Source organism: Pseudoalteromonas sp. Ps84H-4, from assembly GCF_024124645.1.
In the GTDB taxonomy this organism is placed as follows: domain Bacteria; phylum Pseudomonadota; class Gammaproteobacteria; order Enterobacterales; family Alteromonadaceae; genus Pseudoalteromonas; species Pseudoalteromonas lipolytica_C.
Window position 1 is genome coordinate 157,272 of sequence record NZ_JAMXSK010000004.1, and the last position, 23,829, is coordinate 181,100.

Here is a 23,829-nt window from a genome sequence, read left to right on the forward strand (position 1 = left end):
GTTATTAATTTAGTATTTATCCAAAAAAAACATGTTAAAAGCAAAAATTACCCAATAAGAAACTTTTATTAATTAACATTATTGCAACATAAGCCGATTAGCCTATACTCGCTGTGTTCATTTTGAGAACAGCAAAAACTATTAAAATATAAAAAGGAAACAACGATGTCACACGGGACATGTAAAAAATACATGCTAGCCAGTAGTTTACTGTGTTTAGCGAGTTCAGCATTGGCAAATGTTAATAATGCCGACTTCGAAAACTGGTCAGCAAACACCCCTGCAAGCTGGAGCACCATAGATAGCGGTATTAGTCTTAGCGCTAATAGTAATGTGGTTTACTCAGGTAATTACTCAGCGCAAGTTGTGGTTAATACTGGCACGCAAAGTAATACCGATTTACAGCAATTAGTTGATGTAGTGGCCGGTGAAAGCTATGAGTTTTCTGCTTGGGTTTACCATACTGAAGGCGGCGTAAAAGCTCGCTTAGTGGTTGATGGCTATCAAGGTTACTCTAATTCAGCATTAACGAATCAATGGCAACAAATCAGCTATCAGTATACAGCTTCTGCGACTACCTCAATTAGTGTTGGCCTGCGCTTTTACGATGTAACAGGCTTTGATGGCAGCGAAGTGGTTTATGTTGATAACTTTGCACCAAGCACGGGCTCAACACCACCACCTTCGGGCAGCTGCGCCGATAACCAAGTATCTTTAACCCTCACTACCGATAACTATGGTGAAGAAACCAGCTGGCATATCACTAACAGCCAAGGTAGCACAGTAGCATCAGGCGGCAGCTATGCTGCAAATACTCAGTACAGTGAGCAAGCATGTTTAACTGATGGTGACTATACCTTTACTATTTTTGATAGCTATGGTGATGGCATATGCTGCTCATTCGGCAATGGCAGTTACAATCTTTCTTTAGCTCAAACAGTACTTGCCAGTGGTGCAAGCTTCCAAAGCTCGGAAGCTACGCCGTTTACTTTGGGTGATAACTCAGGCGGCGGTGACGGTGGTGGTACAACACCAACAGAGCCAACGGGATACTATGTTACAACGCAAGGCCTTAGTGGTTATGCACTGAAAACAGAGTTATACAACCTCATTAAAGATCACAACTCACAAGGCTATTCAGCTATTTGGAGTTTTTACGATGTTGCCTCACGCGATAAGTATTTTGAAAACGACAACTCTATTTTAGACCGTTATTCAGAAAACCCTGCAGGCCAAGACAGTTACAACTATGTTGCTGTGAGCGATCAATGTGGTACATACAACAGCGAAGCAGATTGCTACAACCGTGAGCATTCTTTCCCGAAAAGTTGGTTTGGCGGTACAGTTGAGCCAATGAATTCAGACGTACATCACATTTTTGCTACTGATGGTTATGTAAATTCAAAACGTAGTAACTACCCATTTGGTGAAGTTGGTAGTGCAAGCTACACCTCTAGTAACGGCAGCAAATTAGGCAGCGCTGCTAGCTCATTAAATTACTCAGGAACGGTTTTTGAACCTATTGATGAATTTAAAGGTGACTTTGCAAGAGCGTATTTCTATATGGCAACACGCTATGAAAACGTGATTGGCTCATGGCAAAACAACACAACCTACAGTAACGCTGTATTGAATGGTTCATCTGATCAGGTATTTGAGAACTGGGTCGTTGCTATGTTATTAAAATGGCATAACGAGGATCCTGTTAGCCAATTAGAGCTTGACCGTAACCAAGCAGCTTACGAACATCAAGGTAACCGCAACCCATTTGTGGATCACCCAGAATTTGTAGAAATGATTTGGTAACTTCGTTAAGCCAAGGCACTTAGTTTCGGCTAAGTGCCTTTTTATACGATACAAGATGACTTAAGCCCCACTAGCGTTTAACTGCTCGACAAGACGAATGTCATGTAACAAATGGTTATGCCTTACCGATAAAGCGTTTTCTGGCGTTGGCTTTATTTTATAGCCAAGCTGCAATAAAACCAGTGTAAATAGGGCTGCATGCTGGTAATGGCTAGGCTGTCCATTCAAATCAAACTCTTCGATTACGCTATGTGCATAACTAGAATTATTTTGTAATGACTGCCAAATACGCGTTTGTACTTGAGAAATTTGAATCGCTGACGCTTGATAGCAATTAATCTGTAAGCTTAATAAATAGTTTTCTAGTGAGTTCATAGCGTTATCCATTACAAAAAACGCTACTTTAAAATCTCAAGTTAAGTTGAGGTAAAGTGTTTTATTATTTATTACTCCATTTATTCATTATTTCTTTAAATAACTTAGCGTCTTTGTCTTCGCAGGGTCTTGGCGATCCACTTGGCACCCCAGATTTACCAAACACCGAATTGAAATTTATGCCATAACACATACCATTTAGCACCTCGATACGCTTGCTACCATCGCCACTTTGCCAAATGACGGTTGCCTTATCTGACACGGTTAGTTGTTCGGGCACTGTTACCCTGCCTGTAGGCAAATTATTATTCGTAGCTTCAACTTTCCCAAATGCTGATGCACTAGTCGCTTTATTTTCAAATTTAAGCTCTGGGATTGGCGCATACGGGTTGAGCTTTTTAAAGGGTGCTTCGGGTGTTTTTGAATTATCAGATGCTTGATTAGACTTAACGATCTCAGTGGTTGCTTCTTTGGGCTCATTAACTAAGTGCTCAACGACCTCAACATCGCTACTCTGCCCAGAACCACTATGAGAAGCTTCTTCTATTTCTGGCAAAGGCTTAGCCTCATCAGGCATTGCTTGCGACTGCTCCGGTAAAGGTTTGTCTTGGGCTTTCTGAAAACTAGGTAAGGTAGTTAAATCGACACTCACATACGCGTTGATTACTTTTGGCGGCTCTGTGGCTGCTACTGGTAGTTTCACAAACTTTCCATATTGAGCAAATAACAACAAAAGCACAGCATGTAGCGTAATCGAGATGATCCATGCTTTGTAAGTCCCTTTTAGCACCCAAACGCCTCATTTTTATTTTTAAGAGTGTTAAATGAATGAATTAGTTCATAAGAAAAAGTGGCGTTTTAGCAAGAGTAAAGTTTAAGGTTCTAGCTCAAGTCTATTCGTAGAGATGATTTGGATTCAGCATGAGTGCCATATGAGGTTTTAAAGCTGCGGGAAACTCTGCAGCAAACAAGTCTAACGCTCAACTGACGTCTCAAAGCTGATAGCTTTATTTTAAAAACAAAAAGCCCCAGCAAATGCCGGGGCTTTTTAGTAAGTAAACTTAATTAAAAATTAAGCTTGCTTTGGACGTTCAACAACGTCTACTAAAGTCCAAGACTTAGTCTTAGAAATAGGAGCACACTCACGAATAGTAACTACGTCACCAGTTTGAGCTGTGTTGTTTTCGTCATGTACGTGTAGTTTAGTCGTACGTTTGATGAATTTACCATATACTGGGTGCTTCACGTAACGTGCGATAGCAACAGTGAAAGATTTATCCATCTTGTCGCTGATTACACGGCCTTGAAGAGTACGGATTTTATCGCTCATTATTGACCTGCCTTCTGGTTAATAACTGTTTTTACACGCGCGATATCGCGACGTACTGTTCTTAGCGTGTGTGTCTGAGCTAACTGACCAGTGCTTGCTTGCATGCGCAGGTTGAACTGCTCACGAAGAAGTCCTAGAAGTTCAGCGTTTAGCTCTTCTACGCTTTTGTCTTTTAGTTCGCTAGCTTTCATTACATCACCGTCCGAGTTACGAAAGTTGTTGTGAATGGTAATTTACGCGCTGCAAGGTTAAATGCTTCACGAGCAAGCTCTTCAGAAACACCTTCCATTTCGTAAAGTACTTTACCAGGTTGAATTTCAGCAACCCAATATTCAACAGAACCTTTACCTTTACCCATACGAACTTCTAATGGCTTGTTCGTAATTGGCTTATCTGGGAATACACGGATCCAGATTTTACCTTGACGCTTTACGTGACGTGTCATAGCACGACGAGCTGCTTCGATTTGACGAGCAGTCATACGGCCACGACCAGTAGCTTTCAAACCGAAAGTACCGAAGCTTACTTTGTTACCGTTTTGCGCTAAACCGCGGTTGCGGCCTTTGTGCATTTTACGGAATTTTGTACGTTTTGGCTGTAACATTACTCGCTACCTCTACTTAGCACTTTTTTTGGCTTTCTTTGGCGCGCGTTTAGCTGGCTTCTCTTGCTCTTGTACTAGTGGTAAACCACCAATAACTTCGCCTTTGAAGATCCAAACTTTAACACCAATGATACCATAAGTGGTTAAGGCTTCAGAAGTTGCGTAGTCGATATCAGCACGTAGAGTATGTAGAGGTACACGACCTTCACGATACCATTCTGAACGTGCGATCTCAGCACCGCCAAGACGACCGCTAACTTCAACTTTGATACCTTTTGCACCAATGCGCATTGCATTTTGTACCGAACGCTTCATAGCGCGACGGAACATAACACGACGCTCTAGCTGTGACGCAATACCGTCAGCTACTAGTTGTGCATCAAGTTCAGGCTTACGAACTTCAGAAATATTGATCTGAGCCGGAACACCTGCAATCTTAGTTACTGCTTGACGTAGTTTTTCAACGTCTTCGCCTTTTTTACCGATAACAACACCAGGACGAGCTGTGTGAATTGTTACACGGATAGATTTAGCTGGACGCTCGATAACGATTTTAGACACAGAAGCCGCTTTTAATTCCTTAGTTAGGAATGCACGTACTTTGTGATCGCCAAAAAGCTGATCAGAGAAATCTTTTGAATTCGCGTACCAGGTAGAAACCCAAGGTTTAGAGATACCTAGGCGAATACCAGTAGGATGAACTTTTTGTCCCATTACTTATACTCCTAGCTATCTGAAACCACAACAGTGATGTGGCTTGTACGCTTAAGGATGCGGTCAGCGCGTCCTTTAGCACGTGGCATAATACGCTTCATTGTAGGACCATCGTCCACAAAGATCGTAGTTACACGAAGCTCATCAATGTCAGCACCTTCGTTATGCTCTGCGTTAGCAATAGCAGACTCAAGTACTTTCTTAACTAATACAGCCGCTTTTTTAGGGCTGTACGCCAGGATTTCTAGAGCGCGATCAACCGGAAGTCCGCGGATCTGATCTGCAACTAGACGTGCTTTTTGCGCCGAACCAGAGGCGAATTTATGTTTAGCTAATGCTTGCATTTATCATTCTCCTCTTAACGTTTCTTCGCTTTCTTATCCGCAGCGTGACCGCGGTAAGTGCGAGTTGGTGCAAATTCACCTAGTTTGTGACCGATCATTTCGTCTGTGATAAACACAGGAACGTGCTGACGACCATTATGGACAGCGATGGTCAATCCGATCATGTTAGGTATGATCATTGAACGACGGCTCCAAGTTTTAATTGGCTTCTTGTCACCGCTTTCCAACGCTTTCTCTACCTTCTTCAGCAAGTGTAGGTCAATAAAAGGACCTTTCTTGAGAGAACGTGGCATGGCTATTCCTCAACTATTATTTAGTACGACGACGTACGATAAATTTATCAGTACGCTTGTTCTTACGTGTCTTAGCACCTTTAGTCGGTTTACCCCATGGAGACACAGGATGACGACCACCAGATGTACGACCTTCACCACCACCGTGCGGGTGATCTACCGGGTTCATGGCAACACCACGAACTGTCGGACGGATACCACGCCAGCGATTTGCACCAGCTTTACCTAGTGAACGAAGCATATGCTCAGCATTACCTACTTCACCAAGTGTTGCGCGACAGTCAGATGGAACTTTACGAACTTCGCCAGAACGAAGACGTAGAGTTACGTATTGACCTTCACGAGCAAGGATTTGAACGTATGCACCAGCAGAACGTGCGATTTGCGCGCCTTTACCTGGTTTTAATTCTACGTTGTGAACAGTCGAACCTACAGGCATGTTGCGCATTGGTAACGTGTTACCAGGTTTGATTGGTGCATCAATACCAGACTGGATTGAATCACCCGCTTTTAAGCCTTTAGGTGCAATAATGTAACGACGCTCACCGTCTGCATATAATACAAGAGCGATGTTTGCGCTACGGTTTGGATCATACTCTAGACGCTCAACAACAGCTGGAATGCCATCTTTAGTGCGTTTAAAGTCGATTACACGGTAATGATGCTTGTGACCACCACCGATGTGACGAACCGTGATACGACCTTTGTTATTACGACCACCAGACTTAGAGTTTTTCTCTAGTAGTGGTGCGTAAGGTTTACCCTTATGTAAATCTGGGTTAACCACTTTAACCAGGTGACGACGACCCGCAGAAGTTGGTTTACACTTTTGAAGTGCCATAATTCTAACTCCCCTTATTACTCGGCGCCGCCGACAAAGTCTAGCTCGCTACCTTCTTTAAGAGTAACGTAAGCTTTCTTCCAGTCTGAACGACGACCGAAACGCATGCCAGTACGTTTTGTTTTACCCTTAACGTTTAGTGTGCGAACACCAGTTACTTCTACTTCAAAAAGCTTTTCTGCAGCAGCTTTGATTTCAGCTTTAGTTGCATTAGAAGCTACTTTGAAAACAATCGTGTTGTTCTCTTCAGCAGCGATAGTGCTTTTTTCAGAGATGTGTGGAGCAAGGATCACTTTTAAAAGACGTTCTTCACGGATCATGCTAGCGCCTCCTCAAGTTGCTTAACAGCAGCAGCTGTAATAAGTACCTTATCGAAAGCGATTAGGCTTACAGGATCGATACCAGCTACATCACGCGTGTCAACCTTGTATAGGTTACGTGCCGATAAGAAAAGATTCTCATCTACTTCTTCAGTCACGATTAGAACATCTTTAAGCTCAAGTTCTTTAAGCTTAGCAACTAGTTCTTTAGTTTTTGGTGCTTCAAGACCAAACTGTTCAACAACGATTAAACGCTCTTGACGAACTAATTCAGATAAGATGCTTTTGATCGCACCGCGGTACATTTTACGGTTTACTTTTTGGCTATGATCTTGTGGTTTAGCTGCGAAGCTAACGCCACCTGAACGCCAAATTGGGCTACGAATTGTACCAGCACGTGCACGGCCAGTACCTTTTTGAGACCATGGTTTTTTACCACCACCGCTAACTTCAGAACGTGTCTTCTGAGCACGAGTACCTTGACGAGCACCTGCTGCGTAAGCAACAACTACTTGGTGTACTAATGCTTCGTTAAACTCACGTCCAAAAGTAGCTTCAGAAACTTCAAGAGCGCCAGAAGCGTCTTTAATTGCTAATTCCATCACTAAATCTCCAGGACTTATGCTTTAACAGCTGGTTTAACGATAACGTCACCGCCGATAGCGCCAGGTACTGCACCTTTAACTAAAAGCAAGTTACGCTCAGCGTCAACGCGAACTAGTTCTAAGTTTTGAGTCGTTACACGCTCAGCACCCATGTGACCGGCCATTTTCTTACCTTTAAACACCTTACCAGGTGATTGGTTTTGACCGATTGAACCAGGAGCACGGTGAGATAGAGAGTTACCGTGAGTAGCGTCTTGCATGCTGAAGTTCCAGCGCTTAACACCACCTTGGAAACCTTTACCTTTAGAAGTACCGGTTACGTCAACTTTGTTGATTTCGTTGAATAATTCAACAGTAAGCTCAGCGCCTACTTCAAAATCGCCTTCACCACCATTTAGGCGGAATTCCCACAGACCGCGACCCGCTTCAACACCAGCTTTAGCGAAGTGACCCGCTGCTGCTTTGTTTACACGGCTTGCTTTTTTAGTGCCTGCGGTTACTTGAAGCGCGTTATAACCGTCTGTTGCGTCAGATTTGATCTGTGCAATGCGGTTAGGAGTCGCTTCGATAACTGTCACAGGGATAGATACACCATCTTCAGTGAAGATACGTGTCATACCCACTTTACGACCGACTAGACCTAATGCCATTTTCCTAAAACCTCTCTAATCTTCCGATTAACCCAGGCTGATTTGAACATCAACACCAGCAGCAAGATCTAAACGCATAAGAGCGTCAACAGTCTTGTCAGTTGGTTCTACGATGTCGATCAGACGTTTATGGGTGCGGATTTCGTACTGATCACGCGCGTCTTTGTTAACGTGCGGTGAAGTTAGTACAGTAAAACGTTCAAAGCGTGTAGGTAGTGGAATTGGACCACGTACTTGAGCGCCAGTGCGTTTCGCAGTTTCCACGATTTCCGCCGTTGATTGGTCAATCAAACGGTGGTCAAAAGCTTTTAGGCGAATACGAATGCGTTGATTTGACATTCTTAAACCTCAATATAAAGAGCATTTAAAAAGAGCATAAAAAAACGACCGAAACAATCTTACTAACTAAGATGTCGGCTGTTCTCTTATATCTACGTTGAATTCCAAATCGGAATTCCTGTTTATTAGCTTGAAATCCAAGCTTAATCTTTCCTTCCAAGTTCCCGAGGGAATTTTGAAAGCCTGCGTATTATAGTTATATTGGTGATAAATGCAACAACTTTTTAGAATTAATACACTCGACGCCTTATCAAAATGAAATTTAAATGAAATAGAACTAAATTCAGCCAAGGTATGTCTTTGCTTACTATAGTTAGGTAAAGAAACAAAAAGCCATACAATGTTGCAATGGTCAGTCCAGTTAATAATTGTTATTCTATGCCGCTTATTTTGACCGCATGTGGTCTACTGTATATTTACTAATACCAATTGGCTTAATAAAGTGAGCTGTCTTAGGCACTAAACCTAGTTGGTATAAAACTTTGGTGAGTTGATGCGTATCATTAATCGTTGTTTAAATGCTATTTCTGCTGGGATGAACCGCTTGCTAGTAAAAAGCAAAGTTCTGCCTGAGAACCCTATTGAACAATACAATCTAAACCCTGCCAATCCAACTTTTTATATTGTGAGGCTGAATGCGCGCTCTGATTTAGCGGCACTGGCGCGGGTATGTAAAAAATATGGCTTACCTGACCCAACCGAAGAGCAGTTATTAGGTAATGCCGAACTTAACCGCTTTATTGGTATTCAAAACCCACCACCGCTATTTGGTAATAAAAGCAAACCAAGTAATGCCTTGCAGCAAGGCAAACACATTATTGACCACCTAATGCAATCTGGTGAGCAAAACGTCCAAGTGATCCCGGTGACCATTTTATGGGGTCGTAACCCAGGAAAAGAAAAGCCTGGTTTAGGTACTTTGGTGTCTCATTCATTAACACCCAGCTGGTTTCGCAAGTTCTTTGTGTTGCTATTTTCTGGGCGTGATAACTTTATTCGATTTAGCCAACCACTCGACTTATCTTTATTAGTCAATGAAAAAGCCGATGTTGATGAGCTACCACATAAGTTAATACGCGTAGCTCGTGTGCACTTTCGCCGTCAAAAACTGGCTGCTACAGGGCCAAAAATGCCATCGCGTGAACAGCTTTTTAATTCGCTACTTGCATCACCAACAATAAAAAAAGCGATTCAAATAGAAGCAAAAGAAAAAAACATCAGCCAAGAGCAAGCTCGTCAAAATGCGCTGAAGCTACTTGATGAAATTGCTGCCAATTACAGCGATGCCACCATTCGTGTTGCTGACCGTGTATTAACTTGGCTGTGGAATAAACTTTATAACGGCATCGACATTAAGTTTTCAGAGCAAGTTCACGAGCTCACTGATAAAGGCCATGAAATTATTTATATGCCTTGTCACCGCTCGCACATGGATTACTTATTACTGACCTACTCTATTTATCACTTAGGTTTAGTACCACCGCATATAGCCGCTGGTATTAACTTAAACTTCTTCCCGGCAGGTGGTATTTTCCGTCGTAGTGGTGCTTTCTTTATTCGCCGCTCATTCGCGGGCAACAAGTTATATTCATCAGTATTTAAAGAGTATCTGAGCCAGTTATTTATTAAAGGCTACTCAGTGAAGTTTTACACTGAAGGTGGCCGTAGCCGTACTGGTCGTTTGTTACCACCAAAAACAGGTATGCTCGCCATGACGTTGCAAGCCATGCTTCGTGGCATAGATCGCCCTATTTCTATTGTGCCTGTATACATCGGTTATGAGCACGTAATGGAAATTAATACTTACTTAAAAGAGCTGGCCGGTAACGATAAAAAAGGTGAGTCGGTCTTGGGGATTTTTAAAGCCATTAAAAACCTGAAAAACTATGGTCGTGGTTACTTAAATTTTGGTGATCCTATTTCGATAAATCAATACCTTAATGAACAGCAACCTGATTGGCGCGAGTCTATTCACCCAACCGATGTACAAAAGCCACAATGGCTTGGACCGCAGGTAGCGAATCTTGCCGATAAAGTCATGGTTAATATTAATAGTGCCGCTGCACTCAATGCGGTGAATCTACTCGCGATGATTTTATTGGTGAATGACAAACATGCGTTAAGTAAACCTAAGTTGATTGCGCAACTTGAGTTTTATCTACATTTACAACGCAGCGCAAGTTACAGCGACAAGGTAACAACACCTAACGAAAGTGCTGAACAGCTATTAGAGCATGCACTTAAGCTTAATAAGTTTGACGTCATCAGTGATGAATTTGGCGAAATTATCGCTATTAACGACAAAGAAAAGACGCTATTCAACTACTACCGTAATAACGTATTGCACTTATTTGCTGTACCAAGCTTGCTTGCGCTGCATTTATTCAAAGCACATCAAACTACCATGGCAGATTGCCGTGCCTTGATTGCACGCTTTTACCCGCTGTTCGCTAAAGAGTGGTTCTTGCATGAGCTAGATGAAAACTACATTACTCGCGTGCTCGCAAGCTTTGTTGATCAAGACCTTATTGAAATTGAAGGTGATAATATCAAAATCACCAATAGCAACGACTGCTTAGCAAAACTCGAAATGCTTGGTCGCGCCTTAAGCTTAACGCTACAGCGTTACGCTATCGTGGTTGGTTTTATTCAAACCAGTAGCGGTATTGAGCGTGAAGAACTTGAGCACGAAAGCCAAGTGTTAGCAGAGCGTTTAGGCACGTTGCACGGCATTAAAACGCCGGAGTTCTTTGACAAAAAAGTACTTATTGGTTTTATCTCAAGCTTGCGAGAGCAAAAGCTAATTACCGAATCAGAGCAAGGCTTAACGGGTAGCAATGAGCTGTGTGAAGTGTATTTATATCTGAAGGCATTGCTGCCAGCACGAGTCTGGCAGTCAATTGACGATATAGTGCAAAGCCAAGCTCAGCACGCAAAAGATTAACGCTGACGCATGACCCCTTCTTGGATCGTTGAGGCAACCAAATTGCCTTGACGGTCAAAGAACTGACCTCGCACCAAACCACGGCCAGAGCTCGCACTTGGGCTATCAATCGAATATAAAATCCAATCGTCTAGTCTAAACGGGCGGTGAAACCACATTGCATGGTCAATCGTCGCAACCTGCATATTCGGCTGCATAAACGATACACCGTGCGGCTGTAATGCCGTTGGTAAAAACTCAAAGTCAGACGCATAAGCAAGTAAGTAATTATGAATACGCTGATCGTCAGGCATCTCACCATTGGCTTTAAACCAAATATGCTTAACGGGTTCCATTGCTTGTGGTTTAAATGGGTTATGAAAGGTCACTGGACGCATTTCAATTGGCACTTCACGAATAAACTTATTGCGAATTGGTTCAGGAATAAGTTCAGCATTCGCTTGGTAAAACTCAAGCGATGACTTTAATTCTTCAGGCTGTGGGACATCGGGCATCTGCGCTTGGTGTGATAAGCCGTCCTCTTCACCTTGAAACGAAGCAGTCATGTAAAAAATCGGCTTACCATATTGAATAGCTTTTACACGGCGGGTACTAAAGCTCTTACCATCACGAATATTTTCTACATCGTAAACGATTGGTTTGCTCGCATCACCTGGACGTAAAAAATAAGAATGCAGTGAATGAACTATACGCCCTTCAGGTAATGTTTCTTTTGCTGCCGACAAGGCTTGCCCCATTACTTGGCCACCGAAAACAGCTCTAAACCCTAAATCTTGGCTTTGCCCGCGATACAAGCCTTGCTCAATCTCTTCTAACGACATTAATGACAGTAAGTCATCTAATACTTGGCTCATTTATTTATCCTCAATCCCGACAAGCGTTTAATGATACTATAGACTAATTGGAAGTAAATCTTTGTAAGAGCACCCCATTATGGCTTATTGGCTTTTTAAAACCGAACCTGATGCATTTTCAATTGATGATTTAAAAAACGCACCTATGCAAACCTCTATGTGGGATGGCGTGCGCAATTATCAAGCGCGAAACTTTCTACGCGATGGCATTAAACAAGGCGACTTGGTAATGATTTATCATTCAAGTTGTAAACATGTAGGTGTCGCAGGAATAGCCACGGTCAGTCGTGAAGCCTATGCCGACCCAACTCAGTTTGATTTAAATAGCGATTACTACGATGCTAAAGCAACTACTGATAACCCGCGCTGGTTTGTGGTCGATGTTACTTATAAATCTCACCTTAAAAAGCTTGTTAGCCTACAAGCAATTAAAGCCAATGAGTCCATTACCGAAATAGCCCTTAAAAAAGGCGGTCGATTATCTGTAATGCCAGTAACTGAACATGATTGGCAACAGATTATAGCTATGAGCGAAACATAACACATTAAAAAGGCGTGCATTTTTAATGAGTAGTGATTTTTGCTATAATTCTGTCCCTTTATTTTAGAGGTATCTTGGGGGATGTATGAAATTATTATATTGGTTAGATGAGTGGACCCATCTCCCACATGAGCAACAACAAAGCCGAGTCCCATTTACCGGTGGTGACTTACTCGGTGATGTATATGTGAAGTACCATATCATCGATGCCAATAAGCCTCTGCTATTCACCTTCTCACCAGCGGGAACCAACTACCAAGAACATGATCTCACAGATGATTTTTCGCCTTGGGCCTATAAACTTGCGAAAAAACAAGATGTGAATGTAATTGCCTTCCAACATTTAGGCATTAGTAACTGGTTTAGACACCGCAACCTATTGTTTTTTATTGAGCAGTTAGCACCATTGATTGGCGGATTTAAAGAACGATTAGGATATGGCTTGAGTCGTGGTGGCTTTGCTGTTGGCGCATTTGCCAATCTATTAAAGCTTGATAAAGTCTTGTTATTTCATCCTGTCAGCACAAAAAATAAAAACAAAGCCCCATGGGATGACCGCTCAAGCACAGATATCGCACAAAAATTTGACTGGAACGGTGATTATCACGATTTAGACCTAGGTCATGCTAAAGGCTATATCATCTACGATCCAACCAATCGTATCGACCGAGCTCATGCTAAACGCTACCCACAACTCACCCATTTACGGGTGTTCGGTATGGGCCACAGCGTTCATGCTACGTACTTGAATAAATTTGGTTTTTATAAAGATGTTGCTGTTGATTTTATTAGCCACCAGCAAGTCGATATTGCTCAATTTCGACAGCAGACAAAAACGTTACGTTTTAAAGAAGACTATTATCGTCGGCTCAATAAAGCCAACAACGGTTCGGCACACCGCCTAGCCTTACTTAGTAAGGCGCACACAATTTTGACTGAAGAAAAAGCAGAGCATATTCAAGAGCAAAATGGCACAATTGATGTTCAGCCGCTGATTGATGTCGCAATCAAGCATCAGGATGAACACCCAAACGATGCAATAAAGATTTTAGAGGTGGCGCAGCAACTTTCACCTGATGACCCATTGATAGATCATAAATTGAAACAGTTGAAGTAAGATAGTAGCTGTAAGTTAACCCTTCGTTTTTATTTTACGGTGTTTTTTGACCCGCCCGTGTTTAGGGACAATAGTTAAATACATCACTAAAGCCAACCACGAAAAGAAAATGATACCAATTAACCAAGCATTCTTTTCGTGGCCTTGAGTGCGTTTACTATTGAGCACAATGACCACAGGTAAAATGTAGGCACTTAAAACAATAATTAAAAACGCAACTTCATTCATAAATACCAATTCGCTTAATTAAAAGTATTATTACGGATTGGTACTATACCAACGCTGACCAATCAACTTCGTCACTCAAAACACGCTCCGCAGCAATATAATGCAAAATATCTCCTTCACTGACTACATAGTCAAGTGGCGGATTTAAATCCATGTTTTTTGCACTTAAATTATGTGCTACACCCAGTAATATAGCATCGTGGCTGTATTTAAAGTGATGAAACAGCTTGCCAAACTCCATTGCTTGCACGCCTTTTGGAATAGGCAAACTAAACTGAGTATCACCATGAAGTGTTGATAACAACTCTTCTTGCACACGGCTCGAACCTGGATCTTGCATTGAACGCACTAAGATTTCGGCTGACTTGGCACTACTGCATTCAACATTATGACAAAGCTCATGTAGCATTTCGATTTTGGTTTCGTCAGTAAAATGCGCGCTAATATGACAATCCTTATTTACCAACTTACTTATGCGCAGTGCCGTAGTAAACGTTTGGTCATCATCTTGGCCATCAATAATAATTTTATCGGCGCGTTCAATTGCGATTCTTTGCAACTCATCTAAGTCGGTAAAGCTACTTAGGCGTGCAAAATCAACCATCGGATTTGTTAAAAATGGATGCTCCATTTGTTCAGTAACTGCCAATAGAATACGACGATCTAAGCGTTTTTGATCGGCTAGAATATAGTCAACCATCTTCTTAGTACGAGTATCGTGCCAACCAAAAATAATAATGTGATTGTTTATATGTGCGAAGCTTTTATCACCCGTCATAGCGCGCCTGATTAAATAAGTTACTGTTTGCCCTGTTTTTCCTAACAGAACGCCAAATAATGCTAAACCAAAAGGTATTTGTAGTAATGCAACAATCCAGCGGCCAAGCTCAGTACTGGCACTAAAATCGCCATAGCCAACTGTTGATGTTGTTACAACATAATAATAAACGTAGGTACTTAATGGTGTTAAAGCTTGCTCTCCTGCAAGCATAAGCAGCCACCATATAAGTAGCATATGCAAAAGCGTGGTAACCACCACAGCCTGCCAACTTACTTGATCAATATGACTGCGGATAAGTACCACTATACGATTTAATAAATAGTGCATAATCCTTGCAATTTACAGTGGTGGAAATTAACGATACGGTACTGGAATGCTTGCTCTTTGGCAACAGATTGAAATTACTAATGCATGTCGATGAAAAATAATAGTAGACTATAATATCTCTGTATTAGTTGTTTTGGGTGAAATATGTCAGGTGTTCTTGCTTCAGTTGATAAGCGTACGCAACTAGTCGGTGAAAACCGCTTAGAGCTTTTACTATTTTACCTCCACAGTCGCCACTTATTTGCTCTTAATGTTTTTAAAGTAAAAGAAGTCGTTAAACTGCCTCATATCAGCAAAATTCCTCACGCACACCCGAAAGTGTCAGGTGTAGTTGATATTCGCGGTGAGTCAATTCCTGTGATTGATTTACGTAGAGCGATTAACATGCCTGAAGCTAAACACATTGAAGATACAAACCTCGTTATCACTGAATACAATCGTACCGTACAAGGCTTTTTAATTGGCAAGGTTGATCAAATCATTAATATGACATGGTCTGATATTATGCCGCCACCAACTGCGATTGGTAAAAATCATTATCTAACAGCCTTAACGAAGGTGAAACGCGATGGCCAAGAGCAACTGGTTGAAATAATCGATGTAGAAAAAGTGCTCGCCGAAATCGTTGAGTACGAAGTACATATTTCTGAAGATATTCTTGATAAAAGTATCGTGAACGAATTTGCAGGCCGCAAAATTCTTCATGCTGATGATTCACCAACGGCTCGTAAACAAGTAAGCGATACTTTATCGCAACTCGGCATCGAAATTATTCCTGCTCGTAACGGACTCGAAGCACTCGAAATGTTAAAAGGCTGGGCTGATCAGGGCAAAGACGTCGAAAAAGAATTACTTATGGTGATCACCGATGCAGAAATGCCAGCAATGGATGGCTACCGTTTAACCCACGAAATTCGTAACGACAGCCGAATGAAGAACTTACACATCGTGCTTAACACATCACTCAGTGGTAGCTTTAACCAAGCCCTAGTTGAGAAGGTTGGTTGTAATGCCTTTTTATCTAAGTTCCAGCCAATTTTGTTAGTAGAAGAAGTGCAAGCCCGCTTAAAAGCCGTGCTAGAACAAGATGCTCAGTAATCGTTTTTAACATTTGTTTTATTAATATAAGCTAAAGCAACGACGTCGCAATTTGCCAATCATCGTTATTCATGATTTATTGGCTTTATCGATTCGACGACAACAATAAAAACTATGCTAAATCGCGTTGCCAAACCATTCACTAAACTAGTAGAGCGTTACCTACCCGACCCGTTTGTATTTGTTATATTACTCACCTTGCTGAGCTTTATCGTTGCGAGTCTCTTTACGCCGTCAACGCCCACGCAAGTGCTCGCGGCTTGGGGTGGTGGATTTTGGAACCTATTACAATTTGCCATGCAAATGCTGCTAGTACTTCTAACAGGCTACATGTTAGCGAGTACTCCAGTTATGCGCAGCATACTCAATAAACTTGCGACATTAGCAAATACTCCAGCCAAAGCAATTATACTCGTGACGCTCGTTTCTTTATTAGCGAGCTGGCTAAACTGGGGCTTTGGCTTAGTCATAGGCGCTTTGTTCGCCAAAGCAATTGCAAAACAAACCCGCGTTGATTACCGATTATTGGTTGCCAGTGCATATTCAGGCTTTATTGTTTGGCATGGCGGCTTAGCCGGTTCAGTGCCGCTGACAATCGCGACCGACGGCCACTTTGCAGAGCAAAGTATTGGTGTAATAGGCACCGAAAACACGATCTTTTCGGCATTTAATATCGCTATTGTTGTGGGCTTATTTATTATCATGCCGATTGTAAATCGCTATATGTTGCCAAGCGAGACAGACAGCGTCTATGTTGACCCCGCAAAGCTTGATGATGAAACTAAGCAAACAGCAACACCTACCCGCCCTGCCGAAGTCATAGAGCATAGTCGTTTATTAGGAATGGGGATAGGGGCCGTTGGCCTTGGCTATTTATTCTATTATTTTGTGCTAAGCGGAGGCGGCTTAAATTTAAATAGCGTGATCGCGATTTTCTTATTTAGCGCAATTTTAATGCATCAAACACCTCATAATTTACTCCGAAGCTTACAGCAAGCAATCCCCAGTGGCGCTGGTATTGTGATTCAATTTCCGTTTTATGCTGGGATCATGGCCATTATGGTAAAAACGGGACTTGCTCAACAAATCTCTGAAGGATTTATTGCCATTGCAACAGCCGAAACGCTGCCTTTTTTGAGTTTTTTAAGTGCCGGGTTTGTGAATATCTTTGTGCCATCAGGCGGCGGCCAATGGGCAGTGCAAGCGCCAATTGTCATTCCTGCAGCACAAACACTTGGCGCTGATATGCCACGTGTTGCTATGGCTGTCGCATGGGGCGATGCCTGGACTAACCTAATTCAGCCGTTCTGGGCACTCCCTGTTCTCGCCATTGCAGGCTTAAAAGCAAAAGACATCATGGGCTTTTGCCTTGTGCAGCTGATCATCACCGGCGTGTTTATATCGTTAATGCTGAGCTTTTATCCTTAGTACGAATGCAAAAGCACTGAGTTTTAGCCCACTCAGTGCTTAATATGCAATTCTTAGCTCGATAAAATCTTCATTGGCAAGCTAAGGATTGCGCTTTCTGAATCAGCAAAATGCATCATCACCGCAACGTGGCCTGCAACAACCAATGCGTACATGACCGCTGAAAAACCTTGCCCGTAAGTATCAAGAGGGATTAAGTGTGAATAATGACGACCACGCCATTCAAATGCAATTTCAAGCGCGCCAACAAACAAGAAGAACACGAGGAGCATTAAACCGAAGGTATAGCTCAGCCATAAACCAAATAACACGCCTAATAAGCACACGCTTAAGCCGACCCAAGAACGCATAGAAAAACTAATGCTTTTTAGTACATGACCGCCATCTAAGGGCAAAATAGGTAACAAGTTAAATAGGTTTAATAGTGCACTGAGTACTGCCACACCGGCGAATATTTCCATTTCAGTGGCGTAGTAAAGCACCACTCCGAGTACTGAGGTAATTAAGCCAAATGCAGGCCCCATTAGAGAGATCACCACGTCTTGCCAACGGGTGGTAATTTTATCGTCGGAAACGGCCAAGCCACCGACAAACGGAATAAGATAAATACCTTTAGTTTTAATGCCAAAATATTTCATAGCGCGCACATGACCATATTCATGCACAACCAAGCAAGCAATTAACATCAAAGCAAATTCAATAGAAAAAAGCCATGCGTAACCTGCAACTGATGCACCCGCTAAAGCAGCTTTCACTACTTTTGCACTTTTAAATAATTTAAAGCCCAGTGCTAGCAGGCCAATGATGCCGCGTTTTGGTTCAGCGTCTTCTACCGCAGGAAGTGCAAGTTCACTAACTAATTGCTGATTAACATAAATAGCTAAGCTTTTTTCATGCACTTTGCTGGTATCTAAGCTAATTATTTGTCCTTGAAAATCAAATTCATACTTATTCTGAGTCGGGTTATCAAATGCAATAGCTTGCTGTTGATGGAATAACTGTATTAATTGCGAGCCGTGTAAATGCAAAGTGAAGGTTTCATTTGCTAAGCTCAACTGAAGTCTTGCCATAATCTGTAAAAATACTAGATAAGAGTGCGGCTATTATACGTAGGACAAAATAAATTACGAGGGAGAAGCTTCTACGATTTAAATTACTCTGTCCAGCACACAAACAACCAAAAAACATGACTAACTAATATTTATCTACTACTTTTAAGTATAGTGTTCTCGTTCAAGGAGTGAATATAGTGAAGTCAAATAGGCATATTCTCGTAGTCGATGACTCCAAAGCGATCCTTATTGTTATGCAGGCTATTTTGAATGAGCTGGAAATTAGCCATGTCACTACTTGCCTAAGTGCAGAAGAAGCTCTAGAAAAAGTAAAAAAAGCGCCTCACTTCTTTGATGCTATCTTTACTGATCTAAAAATGCCCGATATGGATGGTATGGAATTGATCCGTCATTTAGGCGCAATGAAATACCATGGTGCTATTGCGATCATTTCTGAAATGGATCCCAAAGTAATTGATTTAGCAGCTGATATTGCCCGTAAAAATAATGCCCATCTGATTGGTAATATATCTAAACCCGTGCAGTTGAATCAGGTTTATTTGTTGCTGCAAAAGCTTGAGCATTTTTCATTTCACGTAGAGCGGACAAAATCCCCTATTTCTGAGTCGCTGTTACTTCATGCGATTAGTCACAACGAAATAATTCCATTTTACCAACCCAAAATTAACCGCCACGATAACCGTGTCGAAAGTATTGAGGTATTAGCGCGAATAAATACAAGTAAAGAAGAGGAAATAATTCTACCTGAGCGATTTATTTGTGTTGCCGAGGATTTAGATTTAATTAACCTTATTACCTTTCAGCTCTTTGAAAAAGCGACCAACGACTTTGCTGAAATCAAAGAACATTTTCATCCTAACCTAAAACTGGCTTTTAATTTATCGCCTTCGCAACTCGAAGACTTAAGCTGCCCAGATAAATTGGCACTAATATTACATTTAAATAACCTCACCCCAGGTGAAGTTATTTTAGAAATAACCGAGCAATACGCCTTACGCACCGCAGCACAGTTAGAATCACTAAACAGATTAAGAATGCGAGGATTTGGTATTTCTCTTGATGACTTTGGCACCGGCTTTACCAACATACAACAATTGAAAACCTTACCATTTACCGAGATTAAAATAGATAAAACGCTGATCAGTAATATTGAAACTGACCAATTTTCTCAAGTCATTGTCAGTAGTCTTGTGAATATTGCTATTCAAGAAGATTTATTTATTGTCGCCGAGGGGATCGAGCGAGTAGAAGAACTCGAATACTTAGACCGCTATAAAGAATTTATCTTAATGCAAGGCTTTTTGTTATGCCGCCCGAAAGCCAAAGAAGATTTTTTAAATTGGTCAATCTCATGGCGGCAAATGGTCAAAACAGCGACCGGGCAGCGTCGCTAAGGCTCCCGCTTGTCATCACTAACAATGGTATTACTTCGTGCTAAGCGCTGTCGCCAACGCTGCTTAGCCACTTTTTGCATATTTGCAGATTGGTCATGTTCATCAACAATCTCCAGCCCCATCAGCGCCTCAATTAAATCTTCTAAGGTCACAATCCCTTGAACATCTCCGTACTCATCAACCACTAAACAAATATGGGTTCGCCCTGACAATAAGGTTTCAAGTAGCGTTGGCACATGCAGGGTCTCTGGCACTGTATAAATTGGTTTAACCAGCTTACTTATCTTATAGTCTTCACCTAAACGATGATACGCCAGCATAATATCGTTTTTATGTACAAAGCCGATAATATCATCACCATTTTTGTCATATACCAGCACCCGAGAGAATGACGATGAGCCATGTTCAGACAAATACTGATTAACAGTTAAATCTTTATGCACTTTAAACAGCACAGTACGCGGCGTCATTATGGTATCTAGCTTAGCGTGGCGAAAACGCAGCAGACTCCTAATAATCTCAGATTCGTCGTGACCAAGTGCCCCTGACTCTGTGCCTATATCAGCCATGGCTTCAATTTCTTGGCGAATATAGTAGGCCTCATCATAATTACGCCCCAAAAAGCGCGTGAGGATATCTGCAAACCAAACGAAAGGTTTTAAAATGACCACCAACCAAATAAGGCTAATGCTGACGATAGGTGTTAGACCACGCCAATAATTTGCACCCAGTGTTTTCGGAATGATTTCAGAAAGTACAAGAACCAATAAGGTCATAATTGCCGAGGCTATTCCAACAGCAGCATCTGAAAAAACCACTGCAGCTTGTGCACCAACACCTGCAGCACCAGCTGTGTGCGCAATTGTATTAAGCGTTAAAATAGCCGCGAGTGGTTGGTCTATATTATCTTTTAGCTTAGCAACGCGTTTTGCTAATGCAGGTTGCTGCTTCCTTAGCATAGCAACATAGCTTGGCGTTATACTTAATAACACCGCTTCCATTACCGAGCATAAAAAAGAGACGGTAATAGCAACCAACATATAAACAAGTAAAAGTGTCACTGTGCATCCTCATTGTTCATCTAAGCGCCCACCATATCAACAGATAACTGGAACCTCAAACCCATCAGCATTCTAACGCAGAGCTCTTTTTGCTAGTTTTTCTGCGTGCTATATTGCTAAAACTTACCTTCAACAGGCGAAACTATGACATTTACAACCACTTGGCTGAACAAAAAAACTCAGCTAAAAACCACGCTTAGCGCACTTGTACTTTGTTCTCTAAGTTCAACAGCTATGGCAGACGCTATTGAACGTTCAGCAATTCAGTTTATTGGCCCTCTTAGCGATGATATGCAATTAAAGCCTTATCAAACCGAACATCGTGACGCTATTATTGCCAACTTAGTACCAAGCTTACAAAAAAATAACGACAATATTCGTATTTTTGGCGACGAGATAAAGTGGCAATCATTCGACAAAGTAAGCGCCCTTACATTAGGTGGCCTGCAAGCACTAAAATTTACTGCATCAACCGGGCGCTTTAGCCAAGGCTCGTTGACCCTTAAAGGCATTGAAAACGCACAGCTGTTTATCGATGGTGAAAAGCAAACAGAAAAAAATAACAGCTATGAGTTAGCTTTAAGCCAAGGCGATCACCAAATTGTTATCATCACTGAGCAAGTAGCAAACTGGAATGAAGTTGAGCTTGATTTTACTGCTAAGTCTGAACTAGATACTGTGCAATTTAGTTCTAAACAACAACATGGCTTGTCTGCAAAACAGTTATTCGATGCGCCAACGGTAAGTTATATTTCAATGGCGCCAAATGGCAATTACTTTATTACTAGCCAACGTCATTACGAAGATGCAACGGCTAATCAAGCGCAATACGTGACTGAGCTTAAAGACGCAAAAAACAATACTCTTTATCGCTTTGAGTCAGCCCAACCGAGCAATATTACTTGGAGCCCTGATAGCACAAATTTAGTGTATCTATTAAATGGTGAGCTTAAGCGTTTAAATCTAAAAACGATGCAACTTAGCGTGATTGCTAAAAACCTTTCTGGTGCAAGTGGCTTTCAATATTTTGATAACAACAGCTTAATTTTTAGCTGGTCAAAATCACCAACAGACAATGGCAAGCTCACTAAACATTATCAAGGCCTGCAAGACCGTTGGTCTTATGCTCGTACAACATCACAAATATACTTGCTTGATATCACAACAGGTCTTAGCAAAATTTTAAGCCAAGGCCCACTTAGCCATTCACTTGAAGATTTTGATGCCAAAAACGGTCATGTATTAATGAGCCGCTCAGCACAAGCAATGCAGCTATCACCACAGCCTGCAACAGAGCTTGTTGAGCTAAACCTAGCTACATCGGCTATCACGGTGCTTGGTCAATTTAATACCTTTAATCAGGCTAAATATACTGATGACGGTATTTATGTCACTGCTGGCCCAGATTTTAATAATGGCTTAGGCCGAAACCTTCCTGAAGGCATGCTGGCTAATAACTATGATGGTCAACTTTATTTACTCAGCCGCGACGGTAAAAAAGCAACCGCTTTAAGTAAAGAGTTTAACCCGGCTATCGGCCAGTTAAATGTACTAGAAAACGGTGATGCACTTATTAAAGTCACCGAGCAAGATACCGTACAACTTTATCAATACGACTTAAGCAAAAAGCGTTTCAATAAAGTAAATACAGGCTTTGATGTTGTTGAGCAATTTAGTTACTCAAACGAGCGCAATCCAAGCATTTTAGTGACTGGCACTACAGCGTCAACACCACAGCAACTTAAGCAGCTCAACTTAGGCAAGAGCCGTGCTAAAGTCGTGTGGGATTCAAAGCCAATTGGCTATGAAAATACCCAAGTAGCCTCACTTGAAGAATTTAACTTCACTAATAAAGATGGCATTGAAATAAAGGGTCGTGTTTATTTACCTCATGATTTAGATAGCAAAAAACAATACCCTGCACTGGTTTATTATTACGGTGGCACATCACCAGTAACACGTGGCTTCACAGGTCGTTACCCATTTAACTTATGGGCAGAGCACGGCTATGTTGTTTACGTAATACAACCAACAGGTGCGACTGGCTTTGGCCAAGAGTTTTCGGCTAAACATGTAAATGCATGGGGTGAGTACACAGCTAATGACATTATTGACGGCACAAAAGCCTTTTTGGATAAATATAGCTATGTAGATAGTAAGCGTGTTGGCAACTTGGGCGCGTCTTACGGTGGCTTCATGACCATGCTACTAGCAACTAAAACTGATATGTTCAGTGCATCTATAGCTCATGCGGGGATCTCAAATATCACCTCGTACTGGGGTCAAGGTTGGTGGGGTTATTTATATTCAGCTGAGGCATCAAAAAACAGCTACCCTTGGAACAACCCTACACTTTATAGCCAACATAGTCCGGTGTTTCATGCTGATAAAGTAACAACGCCGCTATTACTCCTTCATGGTGATTCAGATACCAACGTACCGGTTGGTGAAAGTCACAACATGTACACGGCATTAAAGCTACTCGGTAAAGATGTTGACCTAATCGAATACAAAGGAGCAGATCACCAAATTTTTGCGCGTGATAAACGCTTTGACTGGTGGAACACCATGCTGGCGTATTTCGATAAAAACTTAAAAGATCAGCCGCAGTGGTGGCAATATCTTTATCCTGAAAAATAGTTTAATCGCTTGGCTGAGCACTGCACGAGTGCTCAGCTTTCACCCTTTTCAACTATCGCTAAGCCATTAAATTGTAAGAAATAGTTACAAACCTCGCCATTACACTTCTCAGCCTTCGCCAT

26 protein-coding genes are annotated in these 23,829 nt (G+C 41.8%); 8 read left to right on the forward strand and 18 right to left on the reverse strand.

Features of this window, described 5'->3' with window-relative positions; genetic code table 11:
* The first annotated feature begins 165 nt into the window (after positions 1-165).
* Positions 166-1,806 (forward strand): endonuclease, encoded by a 1,641-nt coding sequence (locus NH454_RS06345; protein WP_253038550.1) that lies wholly within the window; start codon positions 166-168, stop codon positions 1,804-1,806.
* A 60-nt stretch (positions 1,807-1,866) separates the two neighbouring features.
* On the opposite strand, the gene NH454_RS06350 is transcribed toward NH454_RS06345, so the two are convergent.
* The 13 genes from NH454_RS06350 to rpsJ form a co-directional block, all read right to left on the reverse strand.
* Positions 1,867-2,181 carry a hypothetical protein gene (locus tag NH454_RS06350; protein WP_135923214.1) on the reverse strand — a complete coding sequence of 105 codons (315 nt, stop codon included), beginning with the start codon at positions 2,179-2,181 and terminating at the stop codon, positions 1,867-1,869.
* A 64-nt stretch (positions 2,182-2,245) separates the two neighbouring features.
* Positions 2,246-2,971 (reverse strand): hypothetical protein, encoded by a 726-nt coding sequence (locus NH454_RS06355; protein WP_253038551.1) that lies wholly within the window; start codon positions 2,969-2,971, stop codon positions 2,246-2,248.
* A 282-nt stretch (positions 2,972-3,253) separates the two neighbouring features.
* Positions 3,254-3,511 carry a 30S ribosomal protein S17 gene (rpsQ, locus tag NH454_RS06360; protein ID WP_135923212.1) on the reverse strand — a complete coding sequence of 86 codons (258 nt, stop codon included), beginning with the start codon at positions 3,509-3,511 and terminating at the stop codon, positions 3,254-3,256.
* Positions 3,511-3,702: a 50S ribosomal protein L29 gene (gene rpmC, locus NH454_RS06365; RefSeq protein ID WP_054552371.1), complete on the reverse strand. Its 192-nt coding sequence runs from the start codon at positions 3,700-3,702 to the stop codon at positions 3,511-3,513. The genes rpsQ and rpmC overlap by 1 nt, the downstream gene beginning before the upstream one ends.
* Complete coding sequence (gene rplP, locus NH454_RS06370; RefSeq protein ID WP_036974208.1) at positions 3,702-4,115, reverse strand: 50S ribosomal protein L16; 414 nt, start codon at positions 4,113-4,115, stop codon at positions 3,702-3,704. The genes rpmC and rplP overlap by 1 nt, the downstream gene beginning before the upstream one ends.
* A 12-nt stretch (positions 4,116-4,127) precedes the next feature.
* The gene (gene rpsC / locus NH454_RS06375; RefSeq protein ID WP_063701047.1) at positions 4,128-4,829 is read right to left on the reverse strand and encodes a 30S ribosomal protein S3; all 702 of its coding nucleotides are present in this window, start codon (positions 4,827-4,829) and stop codon (positions 4,128-4,130) included.
* An 11-nt stretch (positions 4,830-4,840) separates the two neighbouring features.
* Positions 4,841-5,173 (reverse strand): 50S ribosomal protein L22, encoded by a 333-nt coding sequence (rplV, locus tag NH454_RS06380; RefSeq protein WP_004588690.1) that lies wholly within the window; start codon positions 5,171-5,173, stop codon positions 4,841-4,843.
* A 14-nt stretch (positions 5,174-5,187) separates the two neighbouring features.
* On the reverse strand, positions 5,188-5,466 hold the full coding sequence (rpsS, locus tag NH454_RS06385) for a 30S ribosomal protein S19 (protein WP_010376377.1): 279 nt from the start codon (positions 5,464-5,466) through the stop codon (positions 5,188-5,190).
* 16 nt (positions 5,467-5,482) lie between these two features.
* Entirely contained in the window at positions 5,483-6,307 is an 825-nt protein-coding gene (rplB, locus tag NH454_RS06390) for a 50S ribosomal protein L2 (protein WP_135923211.1), read from the reverse strand.
* A 17-nt stretch (positions 6,308-6,324) separates the two neighbouring features.
* The gene (gene rplW / locus NH454_RS06395; RefSeq protein WP_135923210.1) at positions 6,325-6,627 is read right to left on the reverse strand and encodes a 50S ribosomal protein L23; all 303 of its coding nucleotides are present in this window, start codon (positions 6,625-6,627) and stop codon (positions 6,325-6,327) included.
* A complete protein-coding gene (gene rplD / locus NH454_RS06400) occupies positions 6,624-7,229 on the reverse strand; it encodes a 50S ribosomal protein L4 (protein ID WP_062568199.1) in 606 nt (201 codons plus the stop codon). The genes rplW and rplD overlap by 4 nt, the downstream gene beginning before the upstream one ends.
* 17 nt (positions 7,230-7,246) lie before the next feature.
* A complete protein-coding gene (gene rplC / locus NH454_RS06405; protein ID WP_004588685.1) occupies positions 7,247-7,882 on the reverse strand; it encodes a 50S ribosomal protein L3 in 636 nt (211 codons plus the stop codon).
* 27 nt (positions 7,883-7,909) lie between these two features.
* Entirely contained in the window at positions 7,910-8,221 is a 312-nt protein-coding gene (rpsJ, locus tag NH454_RS06410) for a 30S ribosomal protein S10 (RefSeq protein WP_002957900.1), read from the reverse strand.
* A 493-nt stretch (positions 8,222-8,714) separates the two neighbouring features.
* On the opposite strand from rpsJ, the gene plsB reads away from it, so the two are divergent.
* The gene (gene plsB / locus NH454_RS06415) at positions 8,715-11,165 is read left to right on the forward strand and encodes a glycerol-3-phosphate 1-O-acyltransferase PlsB (RefSeq protein ID WP_135923209.1); all 2,451 of its coding nucleotides are present in this window, start codon (positions 8,715-8,717) and stop codon (positions 11,163-11,165) included.
* Here the strand turns inward: plsB and tesB are convergent.
* Entirely contained in the window at positions 11,162-12,019 is an 858-nt protein-coding gene (gene tesB, locus NH454_RS06420; RefSeq protein ID WP_135923208.1) for an acyl-CoA thioesterase II, read from the reverse strand. The genes plsB and tesB overlap by 4 nt on opposite strands.
* 79 nt (positions 12,020-12,098) lie before the next feature.
* Between tesB and NH454_RS06425 the strand changes: the two genes are divergently transcribed.
* Together NH454_RS06425 and NH454_RS06430 are read left to right on the forward strand one after the other, a co-directional pair.
* Positions 12,099-12,560, forward strand: a complete 462-nt coding sequence (locus NH454_RS06425; RefSeq protein ID WP_138556649.1) for an EVE domain-containing protein — start codon at positions 12,099-12,101, stop codon at positions 12,558-12,560.
* Positions 12,561-12,645: 85 nt separating this feature from the next.
* Complete coding sequence (locus NH454_RS06430; RefSeq protein WP_235383964.1) at positions 12,646-13,677, forward strand: cytosolic protein; 1,032 nt, start codon at positions 12,646-12,648, stop codon at positions 13,675-13,677.
* A 15-nt stretch (positions 13,678-13,692) separates the two neighbouring features.
* Here NH454_RS06430 and NH454_RS06435 read toward each other — a convergent pair whose 3' ends face one another.
* Positions 13,693-13,905: a hypothetical protein gene (locus NH454_RS06435; RefSeq protein ID WP_138556647.1), complete on the reverse strand. Its 213-nt coding sequence runs from the start codon at positions 13,903-13,905 to the stop codon at positions 13,693-13,695.
* 43 nt (positions 13,906-13,948) lie between these two features.
* Positions 13,949-15,013 carry a potassium channel family protein gene (locus NH454_RS06440; protein ID WP_135923204.1) on the reverse strand — a complete coding sequence of 355 codons (1,065 nt, stop codon included), beginning with the start codon at positions 15,011-15,013 and terminating at the stop codon, positions 13,949-13,951.
* Positions 15,014-15,157: 144 nt separating this feature from the next.
* Here NH454_RS06440 and NH454_RS06445 point away from each other — a divergent pair, with 144 nt between their 5' ends.
* Complete coding sequence (locus tag NH454_RS06445) at positions 15,158-16,111, forward strand: chemotaxis protein CheV (protein ID WP_135923203.1); 954 nt, start codon at positions 15,158-15,160, stop codon at positions 16,109-16,111.
* A gap of 114 nt (positions 16,112-16,225) precedes the next feature.
* Complete coding sequence (locus NH454_RS06450) at positions 16,226-17,539, forward strand: short-chain fatty acid transporter (protein ID WP_253038552.1); 1,314 nt, start codon at positions 16,226-16,228, stop codon at positions 17,537-17,539.
* Between the two features lie 53 nt (positions 17,540-17,592).
* Here NH454_RS06450 and NH454_RS06455 read toward each other — a convergent pair whose 3' ends face one another.
* A complete protein-coding gene (locus NH454_RS06455) occupies positions 17,593-18,609 on the reverse strand; it encodes a site-2 protease family protein (protein ID WP_253038553.1) in 1,017 nt (338 codons plus the stop codon).
* Positions 18,610-18,785: 176 nt separating this feature from the next.
* On the opposite strand from NH454_RS06455, the gene NH454_RS06460 reads away from it, so the two are divergent.
* A complete protein-coding gene (locus tag NH454_RS06460) occupies positions 18,786-20,006 on the forward strand; it encodes an EAL domain-containing response regulator (RefSeq protein ID WP_135926214.1) in 1,221 nt (406 codons plus the stop codon).
* On the opposite strand, the gene NH454_RS06465 is transcribed toward NH454_RS06460, so the two are convergent.
* Entirely contained in the window at positions 20,003-21,067 is a 1,065-nt protein-coding gene (locus NH454_RS06465) for a hemolysin family protein (protein ID WP_135923198.1), read from the reverse strand. The genes NH454_RS06460 and NH454_RS06465 overlap by 4 nt on opposite strands.
* Before the next feature lie 144 nt (positions 21,068-21,211).
* Between NH454_RS06465 and NH454_RS06470 the strand changes: the two genes are divergently transcribed.
* Positions 21,212-23,707, forward strand: coding sequence for a S9 family peptidase (locus NH454_RS06470; protein ID WP_253038554.1), 2,496 nt, complete (start codon positions 21,212-21,214; stop codon positions 23,705-23,707).
* Positions 23,708-23,829: the final 122 nt, after the last annotated feature.